The organism is Protofrankia sp. Cas4, assembly GCF_963555915.1.
GTDB lineage: Bacteria > Actinomycetota > Actinomycetes > Frankiales > Frankiaceae > Protofrankia.
Genome location: NZ_CAUVXL010000116.1, coordinates 1 through 20320, shown reverse-complemented (window position 1 = coordinate 20320; position 20320 = coordinate 1). Strand labels below are relative to the sequence as shown.

General features: G+C 68.8%; 17 protein-coding genes. 10 read left to right on the top strand and 7 right to left on the bottom strand.

The annotated features are described in order from the left end of the window. The first annotated feature begins 31 nt into the window (after positions 1 to 31). Complete coding sequence (locus tag U9979_RS10770; protein ID WP_322755096.1) at positions 32 to 703, top strand: TrkA family potassium uptake protein; 672 nt, start codon at positions 32 to 34, stop codon at positions 701 to 703. After that, the gene (locus U9979_RS10765; protein ID WP_322751017.1) at positions 700 to 1398 is read left to right on the top strand and encodes a TrkA family potassium uptake protein; all 699 of its coding nucleotides are present in this window, start codon (positions 700 to 702) and stop codon (positions 1396 to 1398) included. Before U9979_RS10770 ends, U9979_RS10765 begins: the two co-directional genes overlap by 4 nt. Here the strand turns inward: U9979_RS10765 and U9979_RS10760 are convergent. After that, the gene (locus U9979_RS10760) at positions 1349 to 2041 is read right to left on the bottom strand and encodes a DUF3159 domain-containing protein (protein WP_322779260.1); all 693 of its coding nucleotides are present in this window, start codon (positions 2039 to 2041) and stop codon (positions 1349 to 1351) included. The genes U9979_RS10765 and U9979_RS10760 overlap by 50 nt on opposite strands. An 80-nt stretch (positions 2042 to 2121) precedes the next feature. Continuing rightward, positions 2122 to 2508: an OB-fold nucleic acid binding domain-containing protein gene (locus U9979_RS10755; protein ID WP_322751016.1), complete on the bottom strand. Its 387-nt coding sequence runs from the start codon at positions 2506 to 2508 to the stop codon at positions 2122 to 2124. Positions 2509 to 2901: 393 nt separating this feature from the next. Here U9979_RS10755 and U9979_RS10750 point away from each other — a divergent pair, with 393 nt between their 5' ends. Together U9979_RS10750 and U9979_RS10745 are read left to right on the top strand one after the other, a co-directional pair. After that, positions 2902 to 7485, top strand: coding sequence for an AAA family ATPase (locus tag U9979_RS10750; protein ID WP_322779257.1), 4584 nt, complete (start codon positions 2902 to 2904; stop codon positions 7483 to 7485). A gap of 51 nt (positions 7486 to 7536) precedes the next feature. After that, complete coding sequence (locus tag U9979_RS10745; RefSeq protein ID WP_322779256.1) at positions 7537 to 9684, top strand: protein kinase domain-containing protein; 2148 nt, start codon at positions 7537 to 7539, stop codon at positions 9682 to 9684. 13 nt (positions 9685 to 9697) lie between these two features. On the opposite strand, the gene U9979_RS10740 is transcribed toward U9979_RS10745, so the two are convergent. Next, positions 9698 to 10471 (bottom strand): DUF3710 domain-containing protein, encoded by a 774-nt coding sequence (locus U9979_RS10740; RefSeq protein WP_322779255.1) that lies wholly within the window; start codon positions 10469 to 10471, stop codon positions 9698 to 9700. Between the two features lie 137 nt (positions 10472 to 10608). Then, positions 10609 to 11100, bottom strand: coding sequence for a dUTP diphosphatase (gene dut, locus U9979_RS10735; RefSeq protein ID WP_322779254.1), 492 nt, complete (start codon positions 11098 to 11100; stop codon positions 10609 to 10611). Positions 11101 to 11332: 232 nt separating this feature from the next. On the opposite strand from dut, the gene U9979_RS10730 reads away from it, so the two are divergent. From U9979_RS10730 to U9979_RS10715, 4 genes are all read left to right on the top strand, one after another. Then, positions 11333 to 11749 carry a DUF3093 family protein gene (locus U9979_RS10730; protein WP_322779253.1) on the top strand — a complete coding sequence of 139 codons (417 nt, stop codon included), beginning with the start codon at positions 11333 to 11335 and terminating at the stop codon, positions 11747 to 11749. A 107-nt stretch (positions 11750 to 11856) separates the two neighbouring features. Next, positions 11857 to 12147, top strand: coding sequence for a DUF4235 domain-containing protein (locus tag U9979_RS10725; RefSeq protein WP_322747454.1), 291 nt, complete (start codon positions 11857 to 11859; stop codon positions 12145 to 12147). 19 nt (positions 12148 to 12166) lie between these two features. Further along, a complete protein-coding gene (locus tag U9979_RS10720; RefSeq protein ID WP_416219922.1) occupies positions 12167 to 13678 on the top strand; it encodes an aldehyde dehydrogenase family protein in 1512 nt (503 codons plus the stop codon). A 255-nt stretch (positions 13679 to 13933) separates the two neighbouring features. Then, the gene (locus U9979_RS10715; protein WP_322747457.1) at positions 13934 to 14479 is read left to right on the top strand and encodes a gamma carbonic anhydrase family protein; all 546 of its coding nucleotides are present in this window, start codon (positions 13934 to 13936) and stop codon (positions 14477 to 14479) included. Between the two features lie 17 nt (positions 14480 to 14496). Here the strand turns inward: U9979_RS10715 and U9979_RS10710 are convergent, their stop codons facing one another. Beyond that, complete coding sequence (locus tag U9979_RS10710; protein WP_416219920.1) at positions 14497 to 15363, bottom strand: inositol monophosphatase family protein; 867 nt, start codon at positions 15361 to 15363, stop codon at positions 14497 to 14499. Between the two features lie 160 nt (positions 15364 to 15523). On the opposite strand from U9979_RS10710, the gene valS reads away from it, so the two are divergent. Next, entirely contained in the window at positions 15524 to 18127 is a 2604-nt protein-coding gene (valS, locus tag U9979_RS10705; protein ID WP_322747459.1) for a valine--tRNA ligase, read from the top strand. Between the two features lie 96 nt (positions 18128 to 18223). Here valS and U9979_RS10700 read toward each other — a convergent pair whose 3' ends face one another. Then, the gene (locus U9979_RS10700) at positions 18224 to 19096 is read right to left on the bottom strand and encodes a hypothetical protein (RefSeq protein WP_322779250.1); all 873 of its coding nucleotides are present in this window, start codon (positions 19094 to 19096) and stop codon (positions 18224 to 18226) included. A 193-nt stretch (positions 19097 to 19289) separates the two neighbouring features. Next, positions 19290 to 19754, bottom strand: a complete 465-nt coding sequence (locus tag U9979_RS10695) for a class F sortase (protein ID WP_322779249.1) — start codon at positions 19752 to 19754, stop codon at positions 19290 to 19292. Positions 19755 to 20034: 280 nt separating this feature from the next. On the opposite strand from U9979_RS10695, the gene U9979_RS10690 reads away from it, so the two are divergent. Beyond that, positions 20035 to 20320 (top strand): hypothetical protein (locus tag U9979_RS10690; RefSeq protein ID WP_322779248.1); only part of this gene is annotated, 286 nt, incomplete at its 3' end.

Genomic DNA, 20320 nt, shown 5'->3' with positions numbered 1-20320 from the left:
GGGCCGACTCAGGAGGGCTACGCTCTGCCGCGTGCATGTGGTGATCCTCGGGTGCGGGCGAGTCGGTTCGGCGCTCGCACGCAGCGTCGACCGGTACGGCCACAGCGTTTCGATCATCGACCAGAACCCGGACGCCTTCACCCGGCTGCCCGCGGACTTCAGCGGCCGAATGATCACCGGAGTCGGTTTCGACCGGGACACCCTGATCGAAGCGGGCATCCGGGACGCGACGGCGTTCGCCGCGGTTTCCAGCGGCGACAATTCCAACATCATAGCCGCCAGAATCGCGCGGGAGATGTTCGGCGTGACCAGTGTCGTTGCCCGCATCTACGACCCCCGCCGGGCTGAAGTGTACGAACGGCTCGGTATCCCCACGGTCGCCACCGTACGTTGGACCCGCGACCAGATTCTGCGCCGTCTCGTCCCGGATGCCATAACGCCGGAGTGGACGGACACGTCCGGCATGATCCTGCTGACAGAGATGACACCCTCCGCATCATGGGTGGGACTACGCGTGTCCACACTTGAGGGCGCCGCACGCGCCCGGGTCGCCTGTGTCACCCGCTTCGGCGAGGGTCTGCTCCCCGATGCCCATACCCTCATCCAGGACGGCGACACGCTGCACCTGGCTTTTCCCAAGGCACGGGCGGCGCAGGTGGAGGCCGTGCTGAAGGCCGGTCCGAAGGAAGGTCTGCCCACATGAGGCCACGTCGGATCGCCGTTGCCGGTGCCGGCAAGGTCGGCCGTTCCATCGCCGCCGAACTGATCGACAACGGCTCCGAGGTGCTGTTGATCGAACGCGACCCGGGCAAGATACGGATGGACGCGCTGCCGCACGCCAACTGGCTGCTGGCCGACGCGTGCGAACTGGCATCCCTGGAGAGCGCCAACCTCCAAGAGTGCGCGGTGATGGTCGCCGCGACCGGGGACGACAAGGTCAACCTGGTCGTCTCGCTGCTGGCGAAGACCGAGTTCGGGGTGCCGCGGGTGGTGGCACGGGTCAACCATCCGAACAACGAATGGCTGTTCACCGAAGCGTGGGGGGTGGACGTGGCCGTGTCCACCCCGCGGATGCTGACCGCCCTGGTCGAGGAGGCGGTGAGCGTCGGCGACCTCGTCCGGCTGATGCGCTTCATGCAGGGCAACGCGTCGCTGGTGGAGTTGACCCTGGCCGAGGACTCCCCGGTGATCGGGACGCCCATCGCGCAGGTTGCGCTACCCGCTGACGCGGCGCTGGTGGCGATCCTGCGGGACGGGCGGGTCGTGCTCCCCTCCCCCGACGCCACCCTGGAAGAAGGCGACGAGGTGCTCGCCGTGGTGAGCGCCGGCGGGGATGTGGAGGAAGCCCTCAGCCTGGCTCTGGGCGGGACTCCAGCGGGCTCGCCGCCACCTCGGTGACCTTGGAGCGACCGGCGACAGGGGCGGCCATCCCGGCGGCACCGTCACGGGTGGCGGCACCGTCACGTCCGTCCGCGCCAGCCTGACGTGGCGCGAGCCGGCGCACGATGGCGAAGGTAGCCAGGATCGCCACGCCGAACAACGGCAGCCCCAGGGCGATGTTGGCAGCGGCCAGCCACCCTGTCTCGCCGGCCAGATAGAGCGCACCCTGGATGACGAACCGCAGAGCGAACACAATGATCCAGACCAGTGTCGCCCGGACGGCGGCCCGACGCAGGTCGCGGTGGTGACGCCAGTCGACGTAGCGGGCATCCATCGCGGCCATCACAAAACCTGCGAGCGGTCTGCGCACCACCAGTGACAGCAGGCCGACGCCGGCAAAGACGGCGTTCTTGATGATACTGGGCAGGAAGAAACCCTGGGCGCTGTGCGTCCGGGACGCGACGAACGCGGCGAAGGCCACCGCGAACAGCCCGGAGAACGCCTGGCGCGCCGGCTCGCGGCGGACGACCCGCAGCGCGACCAGAACGGTCGCCGTCGCCACGGCGAAGGCGATGCCCGCGGTCAGCCCCGCCTCGGCGTTGACCGCGACAAAAGCGACCGTGGGGATCGCACTGTCGATCATCCCGCGTGGACCGCCCATGGCGTCGGCCAGCGATGTCGGGGACGTCGGGGACTGCCGGTCGGCAGCCGGAGCGACCCGCGGGTCGCGGGTTCGGAGGTTCACGCGCTCGCAGACGACACGGGCAGCAACTCGTATCGCGGATTGAAGATGGTGGTGCGACTGTCCCGGTTCATGACCATCCCAGATGCCTTGACTGCACGTCCTGCCTGAATCCCCGGTATGTGCTTGCGGCCGAGAAACACCAGGGTGACGGTACCGCTGCCATCGTAGATGTCCGCCTCAAGGCTCGGCGCCCCGGCGTGGCTACGTACAGTAACTGAACGGATCGAGCCGACGACGCACACCTCCTGGCGCTCGTGGCAGTCACACATCGGGACAGCCCCGGCCGCCTGGACGGTCCGCTGCAGGTCTTCGGCCTCCAGCACCCGATCGTCCGCGTTCAGCCGGTGGACGACCCGCCCAAGCCAACCGCCTCGGTCTCCCACGGCTCCTCCGATTGAACTCGGGAACGTAACACCCAGGCAACGCTTCAACGCGCCACAGTGTGCCCGGTCGCAGGCCCGGCATCCATCCTTATGGGGTTTTCGCCGCCGTTCCCGCCACCGAACCCACCGCACCCGCACCGCACCGCACCCGCTGGAGACTCACTGTGTCGCCGGCAGGCATACAAAGCGCCGGGATCCAGCTCGACCGCCAGCCTCCGATTACGGCAGGCCTTGGCGGGTAGGCCGAAGGCGACCAATTTCGATCATCGATCCGTGGTAGCTCGACGGAATCGCGCACCTGCGCTGACCCGCTGATCGCAACGACCCGGGCACGCGGCCTCGGAGGGATCTGCATTGTCCGATCCGGCACGTCCGCGTATTGCGGAACTCGGATTGAGTCGTCCGGGGTCCATCGTCCTGATCGTCGACACGGGGGAACCCACGTCCGGCCCGAGCCCCTCGTTCCCGGCCGCTGGCCCGGCGGCTGCCGAGCTGGGCCGTGTCCTGGTGGAGCGGTGCGGACTGAACACGGACAGCCTGCGGATGCTGACCGAACCGGTCACCGCCACCGAGCTTGGTCTGGCCATCAGCGACGCCGCGGAGACCGCTACCGACCTACTGCTCGTCTACTATCTGGGACATCTCGTGCAGGGGCAGGCGGGGGATCTCCACCTTGCCACCGCGGCGACAGACCTGCGACCCGACCGGCTGGGTCTCACCGCGCTGCCGCTGACCTCGGCGCTCACCCGGCTACAGGCGGGCCGGGCCACCGAACGCGGCCTGATGATCGACGGCTGTCTGATCACCACCCGCTACGGGAGCAGCCAGACCGACGATGCCGTCTGCGCGGCAGCCCCCGTGCTCACCAAAGCGCAGCGAGGCGTCATCGAAGAGCAGGTCAGCGAGATCGATCTCACATTGTCGGCTGTTTGGACGGGATCTGGCGACGATGCTCCGACCGTAAGGCCGGACTATGACCGGGCCGAGGCCGAGGGGACCCCGCTGTCGCAGGAACTGTTGCGGCTGCTCCTCAACGGCGACCCCGACGGACCTCCGGAACTGACCGTCGACCGTCTCTACCACCAGGGTGCCCGCAACCTGGTGGCGCGCGGCTGCCCCCGTCCGCTGCGACGGGCCGGGCGCTGGGCGGACACGACGGTACTGGCCCACAATCCGGCACACACCCCGCCGATCCCCGACGTGGAAGCTCCTGACACACGTGTGCTGACCGCTCTTCCCACCCCGCTCGCCGAGGCCGGCAGGATTGCCCATGAGCCGGGCCAGCCGGGCCAGCCGGGCGTCCAGGAAGTCGACGGGCGCTCGGACGTGGCGTCGGAGGTCACCTGCCCCTACCCCGGGCTCGCATCCTTCGACCGCAGTTCGATGCAGTGGTTCTTCGGCCGGGAGCGGGCCACCGCCGACCTGCTGACCCGGCTGGACGCGCGGCTCACCGAAGCCGGTCCGCTGATGATCGTGGGGCCGTCCGGATCAGGCAAGTCATCCCTGCTGCGGGCCGGGATGCTGCCGGCGCTCACCAACGGCGCCCTGTCCGGCTCGCGGCGGTGGCAACAGATTGTGCTGACCCCGACCGACCATCCAGTGCGTGAACTGGCCGAGCAAATGGTTACTATTGGTAACATTCCCATACCGATCGGCGGCACCCTCGAATCCCTCGTTACCCAACGCGCCCCGTTCATCACATCACTGTCAGAGGTAAGCGGCCGGCGCGCTGGGCTGGAGGCGACCGCCGACGACCGCGTCGTACTCGTCATCGACCAGTTCGAGGAGACGTTCACGCTCTGCGCCGACGACGCCGAGCGCACGGCATTTGTTGGCGCGCTGTCCGCCGCAGCCCGGGGAACCGAGAACACCAGCCCGCCAGCCGTGGTCGTGCTGGGGTTGCGTGCCGACTTCTACGGCCGCTGTGCCGCCTTCCCCGAACTCATCGAAGCGTTGCAGCGCGGCCCGGTCGTGGTGGGTCCGATGAGTGCGGCCGAGGTACGGGACGCCATCGTGTGCCCGGCGGAGGCGGTCGGCCTGGCCGTCGAGCCCGGCCTCGTCGAGTTGATCATCCACGATCTCGGGGCCGGCGATGAGCGGGTCGTGACCGACCCCGGCTCGTTGCCGCTGCTCGCACACGCGCTGCTGGCCACCTGGCAGGAGCGCGACGGTGAGGTTCTCACTGTCGCGGGCTACCGGCGCAGCGGCGGACTACACGGAGCGATCGCCACGACCGCCGAGCACACCTATGCCCGCTTTGACGCGGCCGGCCAGGATGCGGCCCGCAGGCTGATGCTGCGGATGGTGCGCATCGGTGACCGCACGGACGACACCCGCCTGCGGGTCCGGCGCGACGTGCTCCTCGCCGAGGCCGGCGAGCCGGCAGCCGCCACAGCTGTCCTGGACGCGCTGATTGCCGCCCGGTTGGTGACTGTCGACGCCGGCGGCGTCCAGATCACCCACGAGGCCCTGCTGCGGTCGTGGCCACGGCTGCGGGAGTGGATCGACATCGACCGGGCCGGGGCGCTCACCCGACAGCAGATCGCCGACGCCACCGAAACCTGGGACACCAGCGGCCGGGACCCGTCCTACCTGTTCTCCGGCACCCGGCTGGCCGGCGCCCGCGAGTGGGCTGCGGCCAGCGATCGCCGGGGAGGGCTCAGCCCGCCGGCCCAGGACTTCGTCACTGCCGGCATCGCCCGCGAGCAGGCCGAAACCGCACATACCCAGCGCCGAACCCGACGGCTCAAGCAACTTGTCGCCGTCCTGACGGTGCTGGTGCTGCTCTCGACCGGCGCGACGGTGTTCGCGCTCCAGCAACGTTCCTCGGCCACCGCAGCCCGTGACCGGGCGCTTTCCCAGCGCATCGCAACGCAGGCGGACACGCTGCGCCCGTCCGACCCGGGCGTCGCGGCCCAGCTCGGCGTGGTTGCCTACCGACTGGCCCGGACACCGGAAGCACGCAGTGCCGTCCTCTCCTCGTTCAGCAGTGGCTACGGATTCGCCACCCGGCACCTGGCGGGACACACCCGGGCCGTCGGGGCCGTCGCCTACAGCCGGGACGGCCGGCTGGTGGCCACTGCGAGTGACGACTGGACGGTAAAGCTCTGGGACGCGACCAACCCCCGCCGACCCGATGCCGTCGGCACGTTGCGCGGCCACCAGCTCGCTGCCAAATCCGTGGCGTTCAGCCCCGACGGGCGAACCGTTGCGACCGGCAGCGACGACCGTACCGTCAAACTGTGGGACATCACCGACCCGGCCCGTCCCGCCGTGCGGACCACCCTGCCCACAGCCTCGGGCTCGGTGTTCGGACTCGCCTACAGCCCGGACAACCGACTGTTGGCCACCGGTGGGTACGGCGACACCGTCCGGTTGTGGGATGTCGGCAATCCGTCGGCGGTGGCTCTCGCGGGGACCGTGACCGGCCACCACGGCGCCATCCGGGCGGTCGCCTTCAGCCCCGACGGAAAGCTGCTCGCGACCGGAAGCGAGGACGGCACCGCCAAGCTGTGGGATGTCACCGACCCGAACAGCCCCGGGTACCTCAGCGACCTGGCCGGTGACACCGGCGGCAACGTCGCCGACCCCGACACCCGGGTCCGCGCGGTGGCGTTCAGCGGCGACGGTACGTCAATTGTCACTGGAAGTAATGACTCTGAGGCGCGGGTGTTCAGCATCACGGATCCGAAGAGCCCCAGCCAGGTTCAGGTGATCGACTCCGTGGTGCCCATCGTCTCCGTCGCGTTCAGCCCGGACAGCCGGATGGTGGCCATCGCAACGGGTGACGTGGTCGAGCTGCACAACGCCCACGACTACTCCGACATCGTGTCGTCCTTCGCGCACGGCGCGGCCGCCTGGGCGGTGGCATTCAGCCCGGACGGCCGGTCCCTGGCCACCGGCGCGGACGACGGCTCGGTGAAGCTGTGGGACACCCCCGGACCAGTGCTCTTCGGTCATCGACGGTTCCTGTGGAGTGTGGACGCGTCGCCGAAAGGTCACGTTATCGCGACCGGTGACTACGACAACACCGTCCGACTGTGGGACGTCAGCAATCAGTACAATCCTGTCAGTATCTCCGTGCTCACCGGTCACACCGGCGCCACCGGAGCGGTGAAGTTCCGACCCGACGGCCGCGTACTCGCGACCGGCAGCATCGACAAGACGATCAAACTCTGGGATGTCGCAGACCCACGGAATCCGGTGTCGCTGGCCACGGTGACCACGGACATCGACGCGGTCAACGATCTGTCCTTCAGCCCGGACGGCCAGACGATGGTGGTCGCGGGTGACAGCGGAGGCATCCAGCTCTGGAATGTGACCGACCCACGGCAGCCCCAGGTGCTGGCCGCCATGTCGGCGGCTCACCCCTCCGGCGCGTCCGCGGCCGTGTTCAGTCCGGACGGGACCACCGTCGCCACCGCGGGCAAGGACCGCACCGTGCGCCTCTGGGATGTCCGCAACCGCACCCAACCGGTCGAGATCGGACGCCTGACGCAGTTCGGCTCCGGTGTGTACGGTGTCGCCTTCTCCTCGGACGGACGAACGTTGGCCACCGGGGGCAGCGACCGGACCATCACCCTGTGGGATGTCTCGACTCCCGGCTCGCCACGCCTGCGCTCGACCCTCACCGGACACGGCGGCCGTGTGAACACCGTCGCGTTCAGCCCCGACAACCGCACGCTCGCCTCTGGCGCGGCGGATTCCACCGTCCGGCTCTGGGACATCCACGACACCGCTCGGCCCGCGCTCCTCGCCGACCTTCGGGGTTACTACAACGCCTTCTCCGAGGTGGCGTTCAGCCCGAACGGCGCCACCCTCTACGGCGCACCCTTCCAGGTCGTCGGCTTCACCTGGGACCTCGACCCCGACACGGTCATCCAGCGGGTCTGCGACCGGGTCGGCGATCCACTCACCCGTAGCGAGTGGGCGCAGTATGTGGGCGACCTGCCGTACAAACCGCCATGCCAATCATGATCAAAATCATCCGGACGGACGATCCCGCCCGGGCCGCACCGGACGTCACACGTGCTCATTGAACGGGACCGGGTCGAGGCAATTCTGCCCGGCTATCACATCGCGGAGGTCCTCGGTCACGGTGGGTCCGGCATCGTGCTGGCCGGCCGGCATCGCCGCCTGGATCGACCTGTTGCGATCAAGATAGTAGCCTCCCGGGGAGGCCGGATCGACGAGCACGGCCGATTCCTGTCCGAAGCCCGGGTACTGGCCTGCCTGGACCATCCACACCTGGTGCGGATCTACGACTACGTCGAGACCGAGGACCTGTGTCTCCTCGTGATGGAACTGCTTCCCGGTGGAAGTGTGCGCACCCGGGCGTCGGCCGGCCTGACCATCGACACGGTCTGCGCGATCGGCCTGGCCGCGGCGGGTGCGCTGGATTGCGCCCACGCCAGTCATATCCTGCATCGGGATATCAAACCGGACAACATGCTCTTCACGGCGGACGGACTTCTCAAGGTCACCGACTTCGGCATCGCAAAGATCGACGACAGCTCCAGCGCCATCGCCACTGCGCAGGTGGGCACCCCCGCGTACATGTCCCCCGAGCAGATCACCGGTCGCCGGCTCAGCGCTTCGTCCGACGTGTACTCCCTCGGAATCGTCCTCTACGAGCTGTTGACCGGGCGGCCGCCCTTCCCGCTGGACATGCCGCTGCTGGAGCTGCTGCGTCACCACGTCGAGGTGAACCCGCCACCACTGCACCATGCGCCACCCGTGCTCGCAGACCTACTCACCCGGTCGCTGCGCAAGGACCCGACGCAACGCCATCCCTCGGCCGCGACGTTCGCCCTGGACCTCGCCGCCGCGGCCGCGGGCATCCTGGGACCGGACTGGCTTGCCAGGTGCCCACTGCCGCTGCGGCTCGAGGACGAGGTTCGCGACGCCGCCCGCAGCCGGACCGATATCGACACCGGTCGTCGCGCCACGGACTCACCGTCAGCACCCCTGGCCGGGGCTGCTGCGCCGAGCGATCCGTCCGGCCCGCCGCTGCGCATCGCCGATTCGGCATCGGATGTTTCGGCACCCGATGGGAATGCCGCCCCGGCGGCTCCAGGCCGGACGCCGTCCCGCCGTAACACGCCACGTCCGTTGATGCGTCGTGCCGCCGCACGGTGGGCCGATCACCTCTGGTCACGAACACCCAGCGACAAACCACGCAACCGGTCGGATATGGACGACGCACGGATCGATTACCCCTTCGGGCTTGCCGTCGAGGACGATGGCACGATCTACGTCTCCAGCCCGTTCCTGAACCGGATCAGTCGCATCGACCCCGACGGAGGGATCAGCGCGGTCGCCGGTACCGGCAAAGCGGGCTTCGCCGGCAACGGCGGTCCGGCGCTCGACGCCGAGTTGGACAGCCCGCACGGCATTGCGGCCGGCCGCGACGGGTGCCTCTACATCGCCGACAGCTTCAACAACCGCATCCGTCGCATCGATCCGCAGGGGATGATCGAGGTTGTCGCCGGCGGCGGCGGGGAATCCGGCCCCGCCATCCCGCCGGCCGGCACCGCGGCGGCTCATCTGAGCCTCAAACGCCCCCATGGGGTGACACTCGACGCCACCGGTGCGCTCTACGTGGCCTGCACGGACAGCCACCAGATACTGCGGCTAACCCCAGACGGCGCTGTCCTGGTCCTGGCGGGCATCGGCACACCGGGGTTCTCCGGCGACGGCGGACCCGCGACGCTGGCACGTCTGAACCGGCCGTACGCGGTGGCCCTCAACAATCGGGGCGAAGCGTACATAGCCGACACCGGCAACAAGCGGGTCCGCCGGGTCACTCAGGATGGCCAGATCGTCACGATCGCCGGTGTCGTCTACGGCGGCCCGGTGAGCGACGGCACACCTGCGCTGATGGCCGCCATCGGCCCGCCGCACGGCATCGCGGCCGCCTCAACCGGAACTCTTTATATCGCAGATCCCGACAACCACCGTATCTGGGCGGTCACAGCGGACGGTGCCATTGCGACCGCCGCGGGGTCCGGACGGCCGGGATCGTCCGGCGACAACGACCTCGCATCACACGCCACCCTCGGCCGCCCCCAAGGAGTGGCAACAGGTGCCGATGGCAGCGTGTACATCGCAGACTCAGGTACGCACAGCGTGAGACGCGTCGACCCGCTGGGACGTATCACCACCGTCGCGCCCTGACCAGCCCGGCCAGCTAGCCGATTTCTGCGATCCGTACGCCCGGAGCCGGCATGTGCGTCGCAGTCTTGGCGACGCCGGGCCTGACATCGTGCGGGTCCACATCGCGTGGGTCCACATCGGGCGGGTCCGCGGGGTCGTGCGCCCCGTGCGGATCGGTGACCTCTTTCGGCAGCTTCAGCGGCAGCGGATCACGTAGAGGCATCGCCTGGTCACCACGGACCACGACGAGCTGGTGCAGCGATTGCGTCAGCAGCGGCGCGGCCTGGGGATCGAGCGCGCCGTTGCCGGTGAGCACGATCCGCAGGAACCAGCGCGGACCGTCGATCCCCATCATCGTGCCGGGCATGAACTCACCCGTTACGGCGGTAGGCAGCCGCAGTCGCAGTTCGCTGCCGTAGCGCCCGCTACCCTCCTGCGCCGCGCCCGGTCCCGCGCGAAGGGAGTCCGCGATCTCGGCACGCACCTCGTCCCACAGACCCGCACTTTTCGGCGCGGCGAAGACCGACAGCTCCATCGCGCTCTGGCCATCCGTGAGAGTCACCGTCAGCACCTGGCCGGATTCCTGATCGACCTGGAACTGCACCTGGACCCCGTCGATCACCGGGATATGCAGGGACCCCAGATCGAGCCGCCGGACGTGATCGTCCGGAACGTCCTCGGCGTCATAGGGGCCGTCCGGATCAGGTCCGGAGCCCTCGTCGACGACGTCGAGGATCTCATCCCGGCCGTCGGGTTCACGTGGACCGGAGCCGCCCCGACCATCACGCCTACGACCGCGCCGGAACACTTCGACCACTTCCTGTTGTCACAATAGGCTCCTCGCACATGATGGCCCGCAGCGGTGCCTGGTGTGGATGTGGGCATGCGGGTGGGTGTCGGATCGCCGGTCGAAGACTCATGACCGCCGGCGCGCCGGCCCCACGGTCAGGCGAAGCCGCCGGTCGACCCGAATCCACCGGTACCCCGCACCGTCTCAGGCAGCTCGGCGACCTCGCGGAACGCCGCACGCTCCACCCGTTGGACGACAAGCTGCGCGATTCGGTCACCGCGCCGCAGGTGGACCGGTTGGCGTAGATCGGTGTTGACGAGCAGAACATTGATCTCACCACGGTAACCGGCGTCGACCGTTCCCGGCGCATTGACGATGGACACGCCGTGGCGGGCGGCGAGGCCGCTGCGCGGGTGTACGAAAGCCGCATAGCCCTCGGGCAGCGCGACGGCGATCCCGGTCCCGACCATGGTGCGCTCGCCGGGGGCAAGGGTGACATCCCGGGCCGCCACGAGGTCCGCGCCGGCGTCACCGGCATGGGCGTAGGCGGGCAGTGGGAGGTCCGGGTCGAGCCGTTGTACCAGCACCCCCAACGGATGCGGTCCAGGGTCGGCCGGCTGCGCGGTACGGTCGTCCGTGGCGGTCATGAGTCTCCGATCGGTCCTTGCGGATGCGGGCCGAGGCCGGTAGCCGGCCAGATGCGGGCCGAGGCCGGTGAGCGGCCAGAATCAGCGGTGCCCGACAGAACATGCGCAAGACTAAGTGGTCACCGCCGGAAGTTGTTCGGGGGGTGCCGGATGCCGGATGCCGGGCGGATGCGGCGAATGATCAACAGCCGATGAACGCGAACAACCACGGGCACGGTGGATACTGACCCGCATGCGCTACGAGGAACGGCTGGCGGTACCTCGGCTCTGGCACCTCTGGGCCGCCCTCTGCGCGGGAGTCTTCGGCAGCTACTTCACCGTCTACACAGACGGCACCTGGACGCGGGCCGTGGTCTACGGGGCCATGTTCACCACGATGGAGGCGGCGCTGTGGCAGCTCGGACGTCCCCGACTGGCCATGACCGACGAGGCGATGCGCGCGGCCGGCGAGATGGTCGACCGAGCTGACATCCGCGACGCCGTCGCCTGCACCGATGTCCGCACCGTACTCGTCCCGGGCGTGTATGCCCTGACCAGACCGTGGATACGCACCGGTGTTCGAGTCACCACCGCCAACGGTGTGTGGGTGCTGTCCAGCAGGCATCCCGGCACGCTACTGACGGCGATCGGCGCGCCGGTCCCGCGCTGATGCCATGCAACGCCTGTGACGGCCACCGGCCGGTAGAACGGTCGGGTTGACGGTCGGGTTATCAGCCCGCCGGCGGCCCGGAAACCCGAGATGATGGGGGTGCGACAGTGCCACAACCGGTATCGAAGATCGGCTGGAAGATCGTGGGAGGCGCGGCCGGAGCGGCAGCCGGAGCCGCTGCGAGCAAGGCCGTCACCGTGGCGTACAAAAAGATCCGCAAAGCCGACCCACCGACCAGCCCGGCGCATCCCGACACAACCTGGGCCGACGCGATCAGCTGGGCGGTCGCGTCCGGGGTGGCGATCGGCATCGGACGCCTCACCGCGGAACGGGTGGCGGCCCGTTGGTGGGTGAAGACGACCGGGTCGCTGCCACCCGGCATGCACGATGACGACTGAGTCCGTGCCGGCCACACCCGTGCCGGCCACACCCGTGCCGGCCACACCCGGGCCGGCCACAGCGGTGGCGCCGATGACCTTCGACTCGGTCAACCCGGCGACCGGTACGACGATCGCGACGTTCCCGGTGCACGGCGCCCAGGAGGTGCGCGCCGCGGTCGAACGCGCGCGCAGCGCCACCAGATGGTGGTCCGAACTCGGCGTCAACGGCCGCCGGACGCGCCTGCTGGCCTGGAAGAAGGCACTGTACGACGCCCTCTACGAGCTCGCCGACCTCGTCCACCGGGAGAACGGCAAGACCATCCATGAGGCTGCCCTGGAGATCGGTGCCCACCTCGACGTTCTCGGCTGGGCCGCCACCAACGCCGGGCGGGTCCTGGGTACGCACCGGGTGCGACGCGGTCTGATCACCGCGAACCAGGCCGCGTCCGTGACCTACCAGCCCTACGGGGTGGTAGGCGTCATCGGGACCTGGAACTGGCCCGTCTACACCCCGGGCGGCGCCGTCGTGTCGGCACTGGCCGCCGGCAACTGTGTCGTGTACAAACCCAGCGAGCACACGCCCGCGGTCGGGCGGTTCATGGTGGAGGCATTCACCGACGTGGTCGGCGGACGGCCGGTGCTCTCCATGGTCACCGGCCTTGCCGCCACCGGCGCCGCACTGTGCTCGGCCGGCGTGGACAAGCTCTCGTTCGTCGGCGCCCCGGCCACCGGCAGGGCGGTGATGGCCCAGTGCGCGACGACGCTCACCCCGGTCGTCCTGGAACTGGGCGGTAAGGACGCGATGATCATTGCGGATGACGCTGATCTCGACGCGGCCGTTGACGGCGCGCTGTGGCTCGGGATCGGCAACTCCGGCCAGACCTGCATCGCCACTGAACGGATCTTCGTGACCGAGGGTGTCTACGATGCCTTCCTCGACAAGCTGGCCACTCAGGCACGAAAGATCACAGCGGGCGCCGGGGAACCATCCGGATACGGCCCGATGGTTCTCCACGGCCAAATCGAGCTCGTGCGTCGCCACCTCCACGACGCGCTGGACCGAGGTGGGCGGGCGGTGGTCGGTGGGCCTGAGTCGCTGCGCCCGCCGTTCATCGATCCGATCGTGCTCGTCGACGTGCCGGACGACGCCCTGGCGATGACCGAGGAGACGTTCGGGCCGACCCTGGTGGTGACCCGGGTGCATGACATCGACGAGGCCGTGGCCAAGGCCAACAGCGGCGTCTTCGGGCTCGGCGCCTCGGTGTTCTCCCGCCGGCACGGACGGGAGATCGCAGACCGACTGCGGGTGGGTATGGTCTCGGTCAACAATGTCATGATCTTCACTGCGGTCGGCGGGCTGCCGTTCGGCGGCGTCGGGCACTCCGGGTTCGGACGGGTACAGGGCGCGGATGGGCTGCGGGAGTTCGCCTGGCCGAAGGCGATGACCGTGCAGCAGCTGACCGCGCCGGTCAACCCGATCTCCTTCTTCCGGAAACCGTCCGCCATGACGCGGTACCGGGCGCTCACCCGCATGCTCCACGGACGCTGAACCTGCTCCACGGCAGCTGAAGCCTGCTCCGGGGCTGAACCTGCTCCGGCGCTGGCCGCAACCGCGACCGGTGACCGGGATGACCTGCGCACCGCTGCGGTGACGCGGGCACCGGCCAAGCCCTTGCGGCAGGATGAAGCGGGGCCACTGCGCCCCGGAGACCTCGGCCTCCGACGGCGCGAAAAACCATGATCGCGCTGCCTTTGGCCCGTTAGCCCGCAGTGATACGCCCGACAGTGGCGTGCCCGAAGGGAGATGTCGGTGGCTGTCTACGCGCTCGGTGACCGGGTGCCCGAGATCGATCCGTCCGCCTATGTACACCCGGCGGCAACCGTGATCGGCAAGGTGACCATCGGCCCCGAGTCGACCATCTGGCCGGGCGCGGTGCTGCGCGCCGACTACGGCGAGATCCACATCGGTGCCAGAACCTCGGTGCAGGACGGCACCGTCGTACACGCGACCGCCGAGTTCCCCACGGTCATCGGTGACGACTGTGTCATCGGGCACATCGCGCACCTGGAAGGCTGCACCGTCGAGAACGGGTCGCTGGTCGGCTCGGGGGCGGTCGTCCTGCACCGGGCCGTGGTCGGCGCCGGCGCACTGGTCGGCGCGCAGGCGCTGGTCGGTAACAACGTGGCGGTACCACCGCGGGCACTGGCGATCGGCGTGCCCGCGAAGATCCGTCCGGACGCGGTGGCGGAAAACGCCTTCGCGTCCGGGGCGGCCCAGTATGCCGCGAACGGCAAGCGATACCGCGAAGAACTCCGCCGCATCGACCAATATCCATCAGACACGCCCTAGGGCCAAAGGCGATGCGGTCAGTCGCGGTCGGCGGGCGGGTCCGCGGCGAGCAGATCGTGCAACTGGTCGAACAACTGTGGGGGCGCGGCGATGGTGAGATCGTTCGACACCGGCCGACCGTGCAGACCGCCGACGCGCAGACCAGCCTCGGTGGCGACCAGCGCCCCGGCGGCATGGTCCCAGGGATGCAGGCCACGCTCGTAATAAGCGTCCACGAGTCCGGCCGCGGCCGCGCCGAGGTCCAGCGCGGCCGCGCCCATCCGCCGGATGTCGCGCACCCGCGGCAGGACGCGGGTCAGCACCGCCACCTGGCCGGTTCGCCGCTCGACCGTGTAGCCGAACCCGGTCGCCACCAGCGCGTGGGCTAGGTCTCCCACGGTCGAACCGCTCAGCGTCACCCCGTTTCGGGCCGACCCTTCACCGAGCGCCGCGGTGTAGGTGACGCCCATGGCCGGGGCGTGCACGACCCCCGCCAGCACCGTCCCGTTGATCTCGGCTGCGATCGACACCGCCCAGTTCGGCAGGTTGTAGAGGTAGTTCACCGTGCCGTCCAGCGGGTCGACGATCCAGCGCACACCGCTGGTGCCGGGGTCGTCGGCTCCCTCCTCACCGAGCAGGCCGTCCGCGGGCCGTGCCTCGCGCAGCCTGCGTCCGACCAGCTCCTCCGACGCCCGGTCGAGCGCGGTCACGACGTCCGTGGGAGACGACTTGGTCGACTCGGCTGCCACCGCCCCGGCTCGTCCCCGCAGCAGGAGGTCGCCGGCCTCCTGGGCGACTGAGAGCGCAAGCTCCAGCAGCTCCTGGGGCCGCGGGCGCTCGGGCGCACCGCTGTCGGGCGCACCGCTGTCGGGCGCACTGCTGTCGGGCGCACTGCTGTCGGGCATCGACGCGGAGGTCCCGGTCGGAGATGTCGGATCGACGGCATACCGCGTGGTGTCAGGCACAGGCTTCATCCTGCCAACCCGCCGTGCCGGGTGGGCGAGGGGAAGCGGTGGACGCGGGCACTGCCGGCCCCGCTGTACCCGGCCCGTAGGATCGTTACCTGTGGTGACAGAAGAAGGCAGGAACCAACAGAACCCGGATCAGCCGGAACGGTCCGTTCCCGATCGGCCGACTCTCGACGGGATCGAGCAACGCTGGTCAGCCGCGTGGCAGGAGCAGGCGACCTACCGGTTCGACCGGACCGCTGACCGGGCGCGGGTCTACGCGATCGACACTCCGCCGCCGACCGTCTCCGGTTCGCTGCACGTAGGCCACGTCTTCTCCTACACGCACACCGACATCATCGCTCGCTACCAGCGGATGCGGGGCCGCGAGGTCTTCTACCCGATGGGGTTCGACGACAACGGCCTGCCGACCGAGCGTCGGGTGCAGAACCACTTCGGCATCCGCTGCGACCCGTCGCTGCCCTACGACCCGGACTACACCCCGCCGGACAAGCCCGGCAAGGAGCAGGTTCCGGTCAGCCGCCGCAACTTCGTGGAGCTGTGTGAGCGGCTGACGATCGAAGACGAAAAGGTCTACGAAGAGCTGTGGCGGCGGCTCGGCCTGTCGGTGGACTGGTCGATGACCTACGCGACGATCGACGCCCGGTCCCGGGCCGTCGCCCAACGGGCCTTCCTGCGCAACCTCGCCCGCGGTGAGGCATATCTCGCGCAGGCGCCGACCCTGTGGGACGTGACATTCCGCACGGCGGTCGCCCAGGCCGAGCTGGAGGATCGTGACCGCCCGGGCGCCTACCACACGCTCGCCTTTGCCCGCACGGACAGCGAGGGGCCGGCGACCGGCAACGGGGATGTGGTCATCGAGACCACGCGGCCGGAGCTGTTGGCCGCCTGTGTCGCCCTGGTTGCGCATCCCGACGACGAGCGGTACCAGTCCCTGTTCGGCTCGTCGGTGCGCACTCCCCTGTTCGACGTCGAGGTTCCGGTGCTCTCGCATCGGCTCGCCGACCCCGAGAAGGGGTCCGGCATCGCGATGATCTGTACCTTCGGTGACCTGACGGACGTGACCTGGTGGCGCGAGCTACAGCTGCCTGCCCGAGCGGTGATCGGCCGGGACGGCAGGCTGCTCGCCGATCCACCCGACGCGATCGTGTCGGAGGCCGGCCGGGCCTGCTACGCCGAGTTGGCCGGCCGCACCGTGCACAGCGCCCGCGAGCAGATCGTCACGCTGCTCCGCGCCGGCGGAGCGCTGCTGGGTGAGCCGCGCCCGATCAACCATCCGGTGAAGTTCTACGAAAAGGGCGACCGGCCGCTGGAAATCGTCACGACCCGTCAGTGGTACATCCGCAACGGTGGACGGGACGAGACTCTGCGGACGGCGCTACGTGCCCGCGGCGGCGAACTGCACTGGCATCCCCCGCATATGCGGGTCCGCTACGAGAACTGGGTGGACGGGCTGACCGGCGACTGGCTGATCAGCCGGCAGCGTTTCTTCGGAGTGCCGTTCCCGGTGTGGTATCCGCTGGACTCCGACGGCCTGCCCCGGCACGACCAGCCGATCGTGCCCGACGAGACCATGCTTCCGATCGATCCCTCCAGCGACACACCACCTGGATTCACCGACGACCAACGTGGTGTGCCCGGTGGTTTCGCCGCCGACCCGGACGTGATGGACACCTGGGCCACATCGTCACTCACCCCGCAGATCGCCGCCGGCTGGGGCAGCGACGACGACCTGTTCGCGCGGGTGTTCCCGATGGATCTGCGCCCACAGGCGCATGAGATCATCCGTACCTGGCTGTTTTCGACAGTGCTGCGCAGCCACACGGAATTCGGAACGCTGCCCTGGACGAACGCGGCCATCTCCGGCTGGATTCTCGACCCGGACCGAAAGAAGATGTCAAAGTCCAAGGGCAATGTGGTCACGCCCCTGGACCTGCTTGAACAGCACGGTTCGGACGCGGTGCGATACTGGGCGGCATCCGGTCGGCCTGGCACCGACACCGCATTCGATGTCGGACAGATGAAAATCGGTCGCCGGCTCGCCATCAAACTGCTCAACGCAAGCCGGTTCACCCTGGGGCTCGGCGTGGTCGAGGATCCGGGTGCAGTCAGCGAATCACTCGACCGGGCACTGCTGGCGGCGCTCGCGGATGTCGTCGACGCGGCATCCACCGCATTGGACGGTTACGACTACACCCGTGCCCTGGAACTGACCGAATCGTTCTTCTGGCGGTTCTGTGACGACTACGTCGAGCTTGTCAAGGGACGCGCGTACGGGTCGTTCGGTGCGCAGGGTTCGGCATCCGCCCGCGCTGCGCTCGCCATCGCGCTGTCCACGATTCTCTCACTGTTCGCGCCGTTTCTCCCGTTCGTCACCGAAGAGGTCTGGTCGTGGTGGAAGCCTGGTTCGATGCACCGCGCCCGCTGGCCGGAAGCTGGTGAGCTGCGCAAGTTCGCCGACACCGGCGACCCGCGCCAGCTCGAAGCGGTTAGTACCGCGCTCACGGCCATCCGGCGGTCGAAATCGGCGGCCAAGGTCTCGATGAAGGCCGAGGTGGCCTCCGCCCAGGTCAGCGGTGACGCCGATCTACTGGCCCTGGTGGCGGCGGCCGCGGCCGATCTGCGCAGCGCCGGGAGCATCACGGACCTGAGCTTCGTTGAAGGTGCGGGTGACCTGGCCATCGACGTGGTCCTGGCCTGACCGGCCCCGGAAAGGCTGACGGCTGGAAAGGGAACCTGGTAGGCCGACGGGCGTGCGATCGTCGTTTTTTTTCGCGCTCGGAGACCCCGAGGAAATCTAGCCTGCGAGGCGGACGCCGGTCACGGTGAAGCGTTCGACGTCATACAGGTGGCCACCGGTGGAGGCGACCACGACGAGGCTCTGGCCGGGCGGTGCAGTGGTGCTCACCGTAGTCGTCCACACCGAGTTGTCCCCGCCCGCGGGCTGGCAGCAGAACTCCCCGACGACCTGGCCGACGTCGGTTCCAGACGTCGACCTGACCCAGACGTGGATGCTCTCGTCCACACCGCTGATCCGCCCGCCGACCGTCAACGGCACCGTCACCGTTGACCCGTAGGCAGGCTGGGTGAGCGAGATGGTCGAGTCATCGGTACCGACGACCTCCCAGGGAGCGTCGGTACCGGATCCGAACCGGACGAGGTGGATGACAGCTGCAACGCCCGTACGGCCGCCTTCGGTGGCGTATCCGACCTGGACGCGAGCGTCGTCGCCGGTGATGGTGCTGGCCAGAACCCGGTCGACGCCGGCGAAGCCGAGAAAATAACGCGTGAAGGAGAGCGCGGTACCCGCCGGGTCGAGGTGCCACGGCTGGTGCCCACCCGAACGCTCGGACGCCTGCCACGCTTGTGCCTGCGCGGCGCTGGCAAAGGGCCACAACGGCTGATACGGGAATGCCTGCGCGCCCACGTCCGCACCGGGCGTTGTGGGCCTGGTGGACTGGCCTACCTGCGGCTCAACGGTGGTGGCCTGCCCGACAGGTGCCCCGGATGACGACCGCCCGGCCGCTGAGGGTGAGGTGCTCCCATTCGAGCATCCGGCCAGGACCACCATGGTGGCAAGAAGAGCTCCCAGCCGGATGGGAACGACAGCCGCGGTGGGACGCCTCCGGCGGTTGGCCGTCGAGTCGCTCCGAGATACCATGATCTTCATGGCCCCTCCGATAAGGGCTGTGACAGACCGACGCTCCTAAAACGAGGGTAACTCCCACAACACTGGGACACGAGTAACTCCGCCCAAGGCGGCCTCGTGCCCAGCGGGGTGTCCAGATCATCTCCGCTACCCGGCACGCTGCCGCAGCTGTCCCTCCGCCCAGCCACCGCGCACCCCGGCCGGCGACGCCTCATCAAACAGCGTGTGCAAAAACGATCATATTGTCGACATAGTGGTGGGTTTTTCTGTCAAAATCGCCCCCACAGGTAATCAGCCGCAGTTCCGGCCGGTCGACCTTGCCGTAGACCTCCGCCACCGGAAACGTTGCCTTCGAGACCTCCTGAATGCGGTCCACCGCAAAGTGCGCAACCGTACCGTCGGCCAGACTCACGTCGATCATATCGGATTTCTTGATCTTATCAAGCTGGTAGAAGACAGCCGGACCGGTCGTCGAGTCGTAGTGTCCGACAAGTACAGCCGCGCCAACCTCACCAGGACGCGGACCATACTCGTACCAACCGATGTCACCCCATGCCGTCGGCACCTGGAGCGTTCCGTCCGGCTCGAGGCCGACCGACCCGACGGCCGCAGCGGTAGCCAGTACAGGAATACGCAGGAAGGTCGGCCGATTGTCGGACGTACGTGCCGGCTCGGGCACTGTCACCTGCGTACCCGCGGATGGCTTTTCCGTGGCAACGCCTCCTGTCGGGACAGTCTCCGCAGAGATTCCGGCGGCCTTCCAGAATTCGGACGAAACGATCCTCTGGCCACTCACCCCGATCAGGAGAAGTCCGAGCAGAACCAGCCACCGTGCCGACAAGATGACTTTCGGCTTCCTCCCGGCAATATCGCGTCCCATGCCCTTCCCCCAGACATCAAATGGCTACTGTGTTGCCCGCGGTAACCGTACCGCTACCGCACGAGAGAAGAGGAAGGTCATGACGCACAGAATGGGCCGGGGTGTGGTGATGCTGGCTATTTCAGCAGCCACCGCGTTCTTTGTTGGATTTACCCCTGCATCTGCATTTGCGGGCGACGACTCGTGGGACTCGCACCAGAGCTGGACGACCGAGCAGCCTGACTCGCCCACGGCCGGCCCCACCGGCCGTGGCGGCCCAACCGCGACCGCCGGCCCCGGCGGCCTTGGCGGCGTTGGCGGACCAACCGCGACCGCCGGCCCCGGCGGCCTTGGCGGCGTTGGCGGACCAACCGCGACCGCCGGCC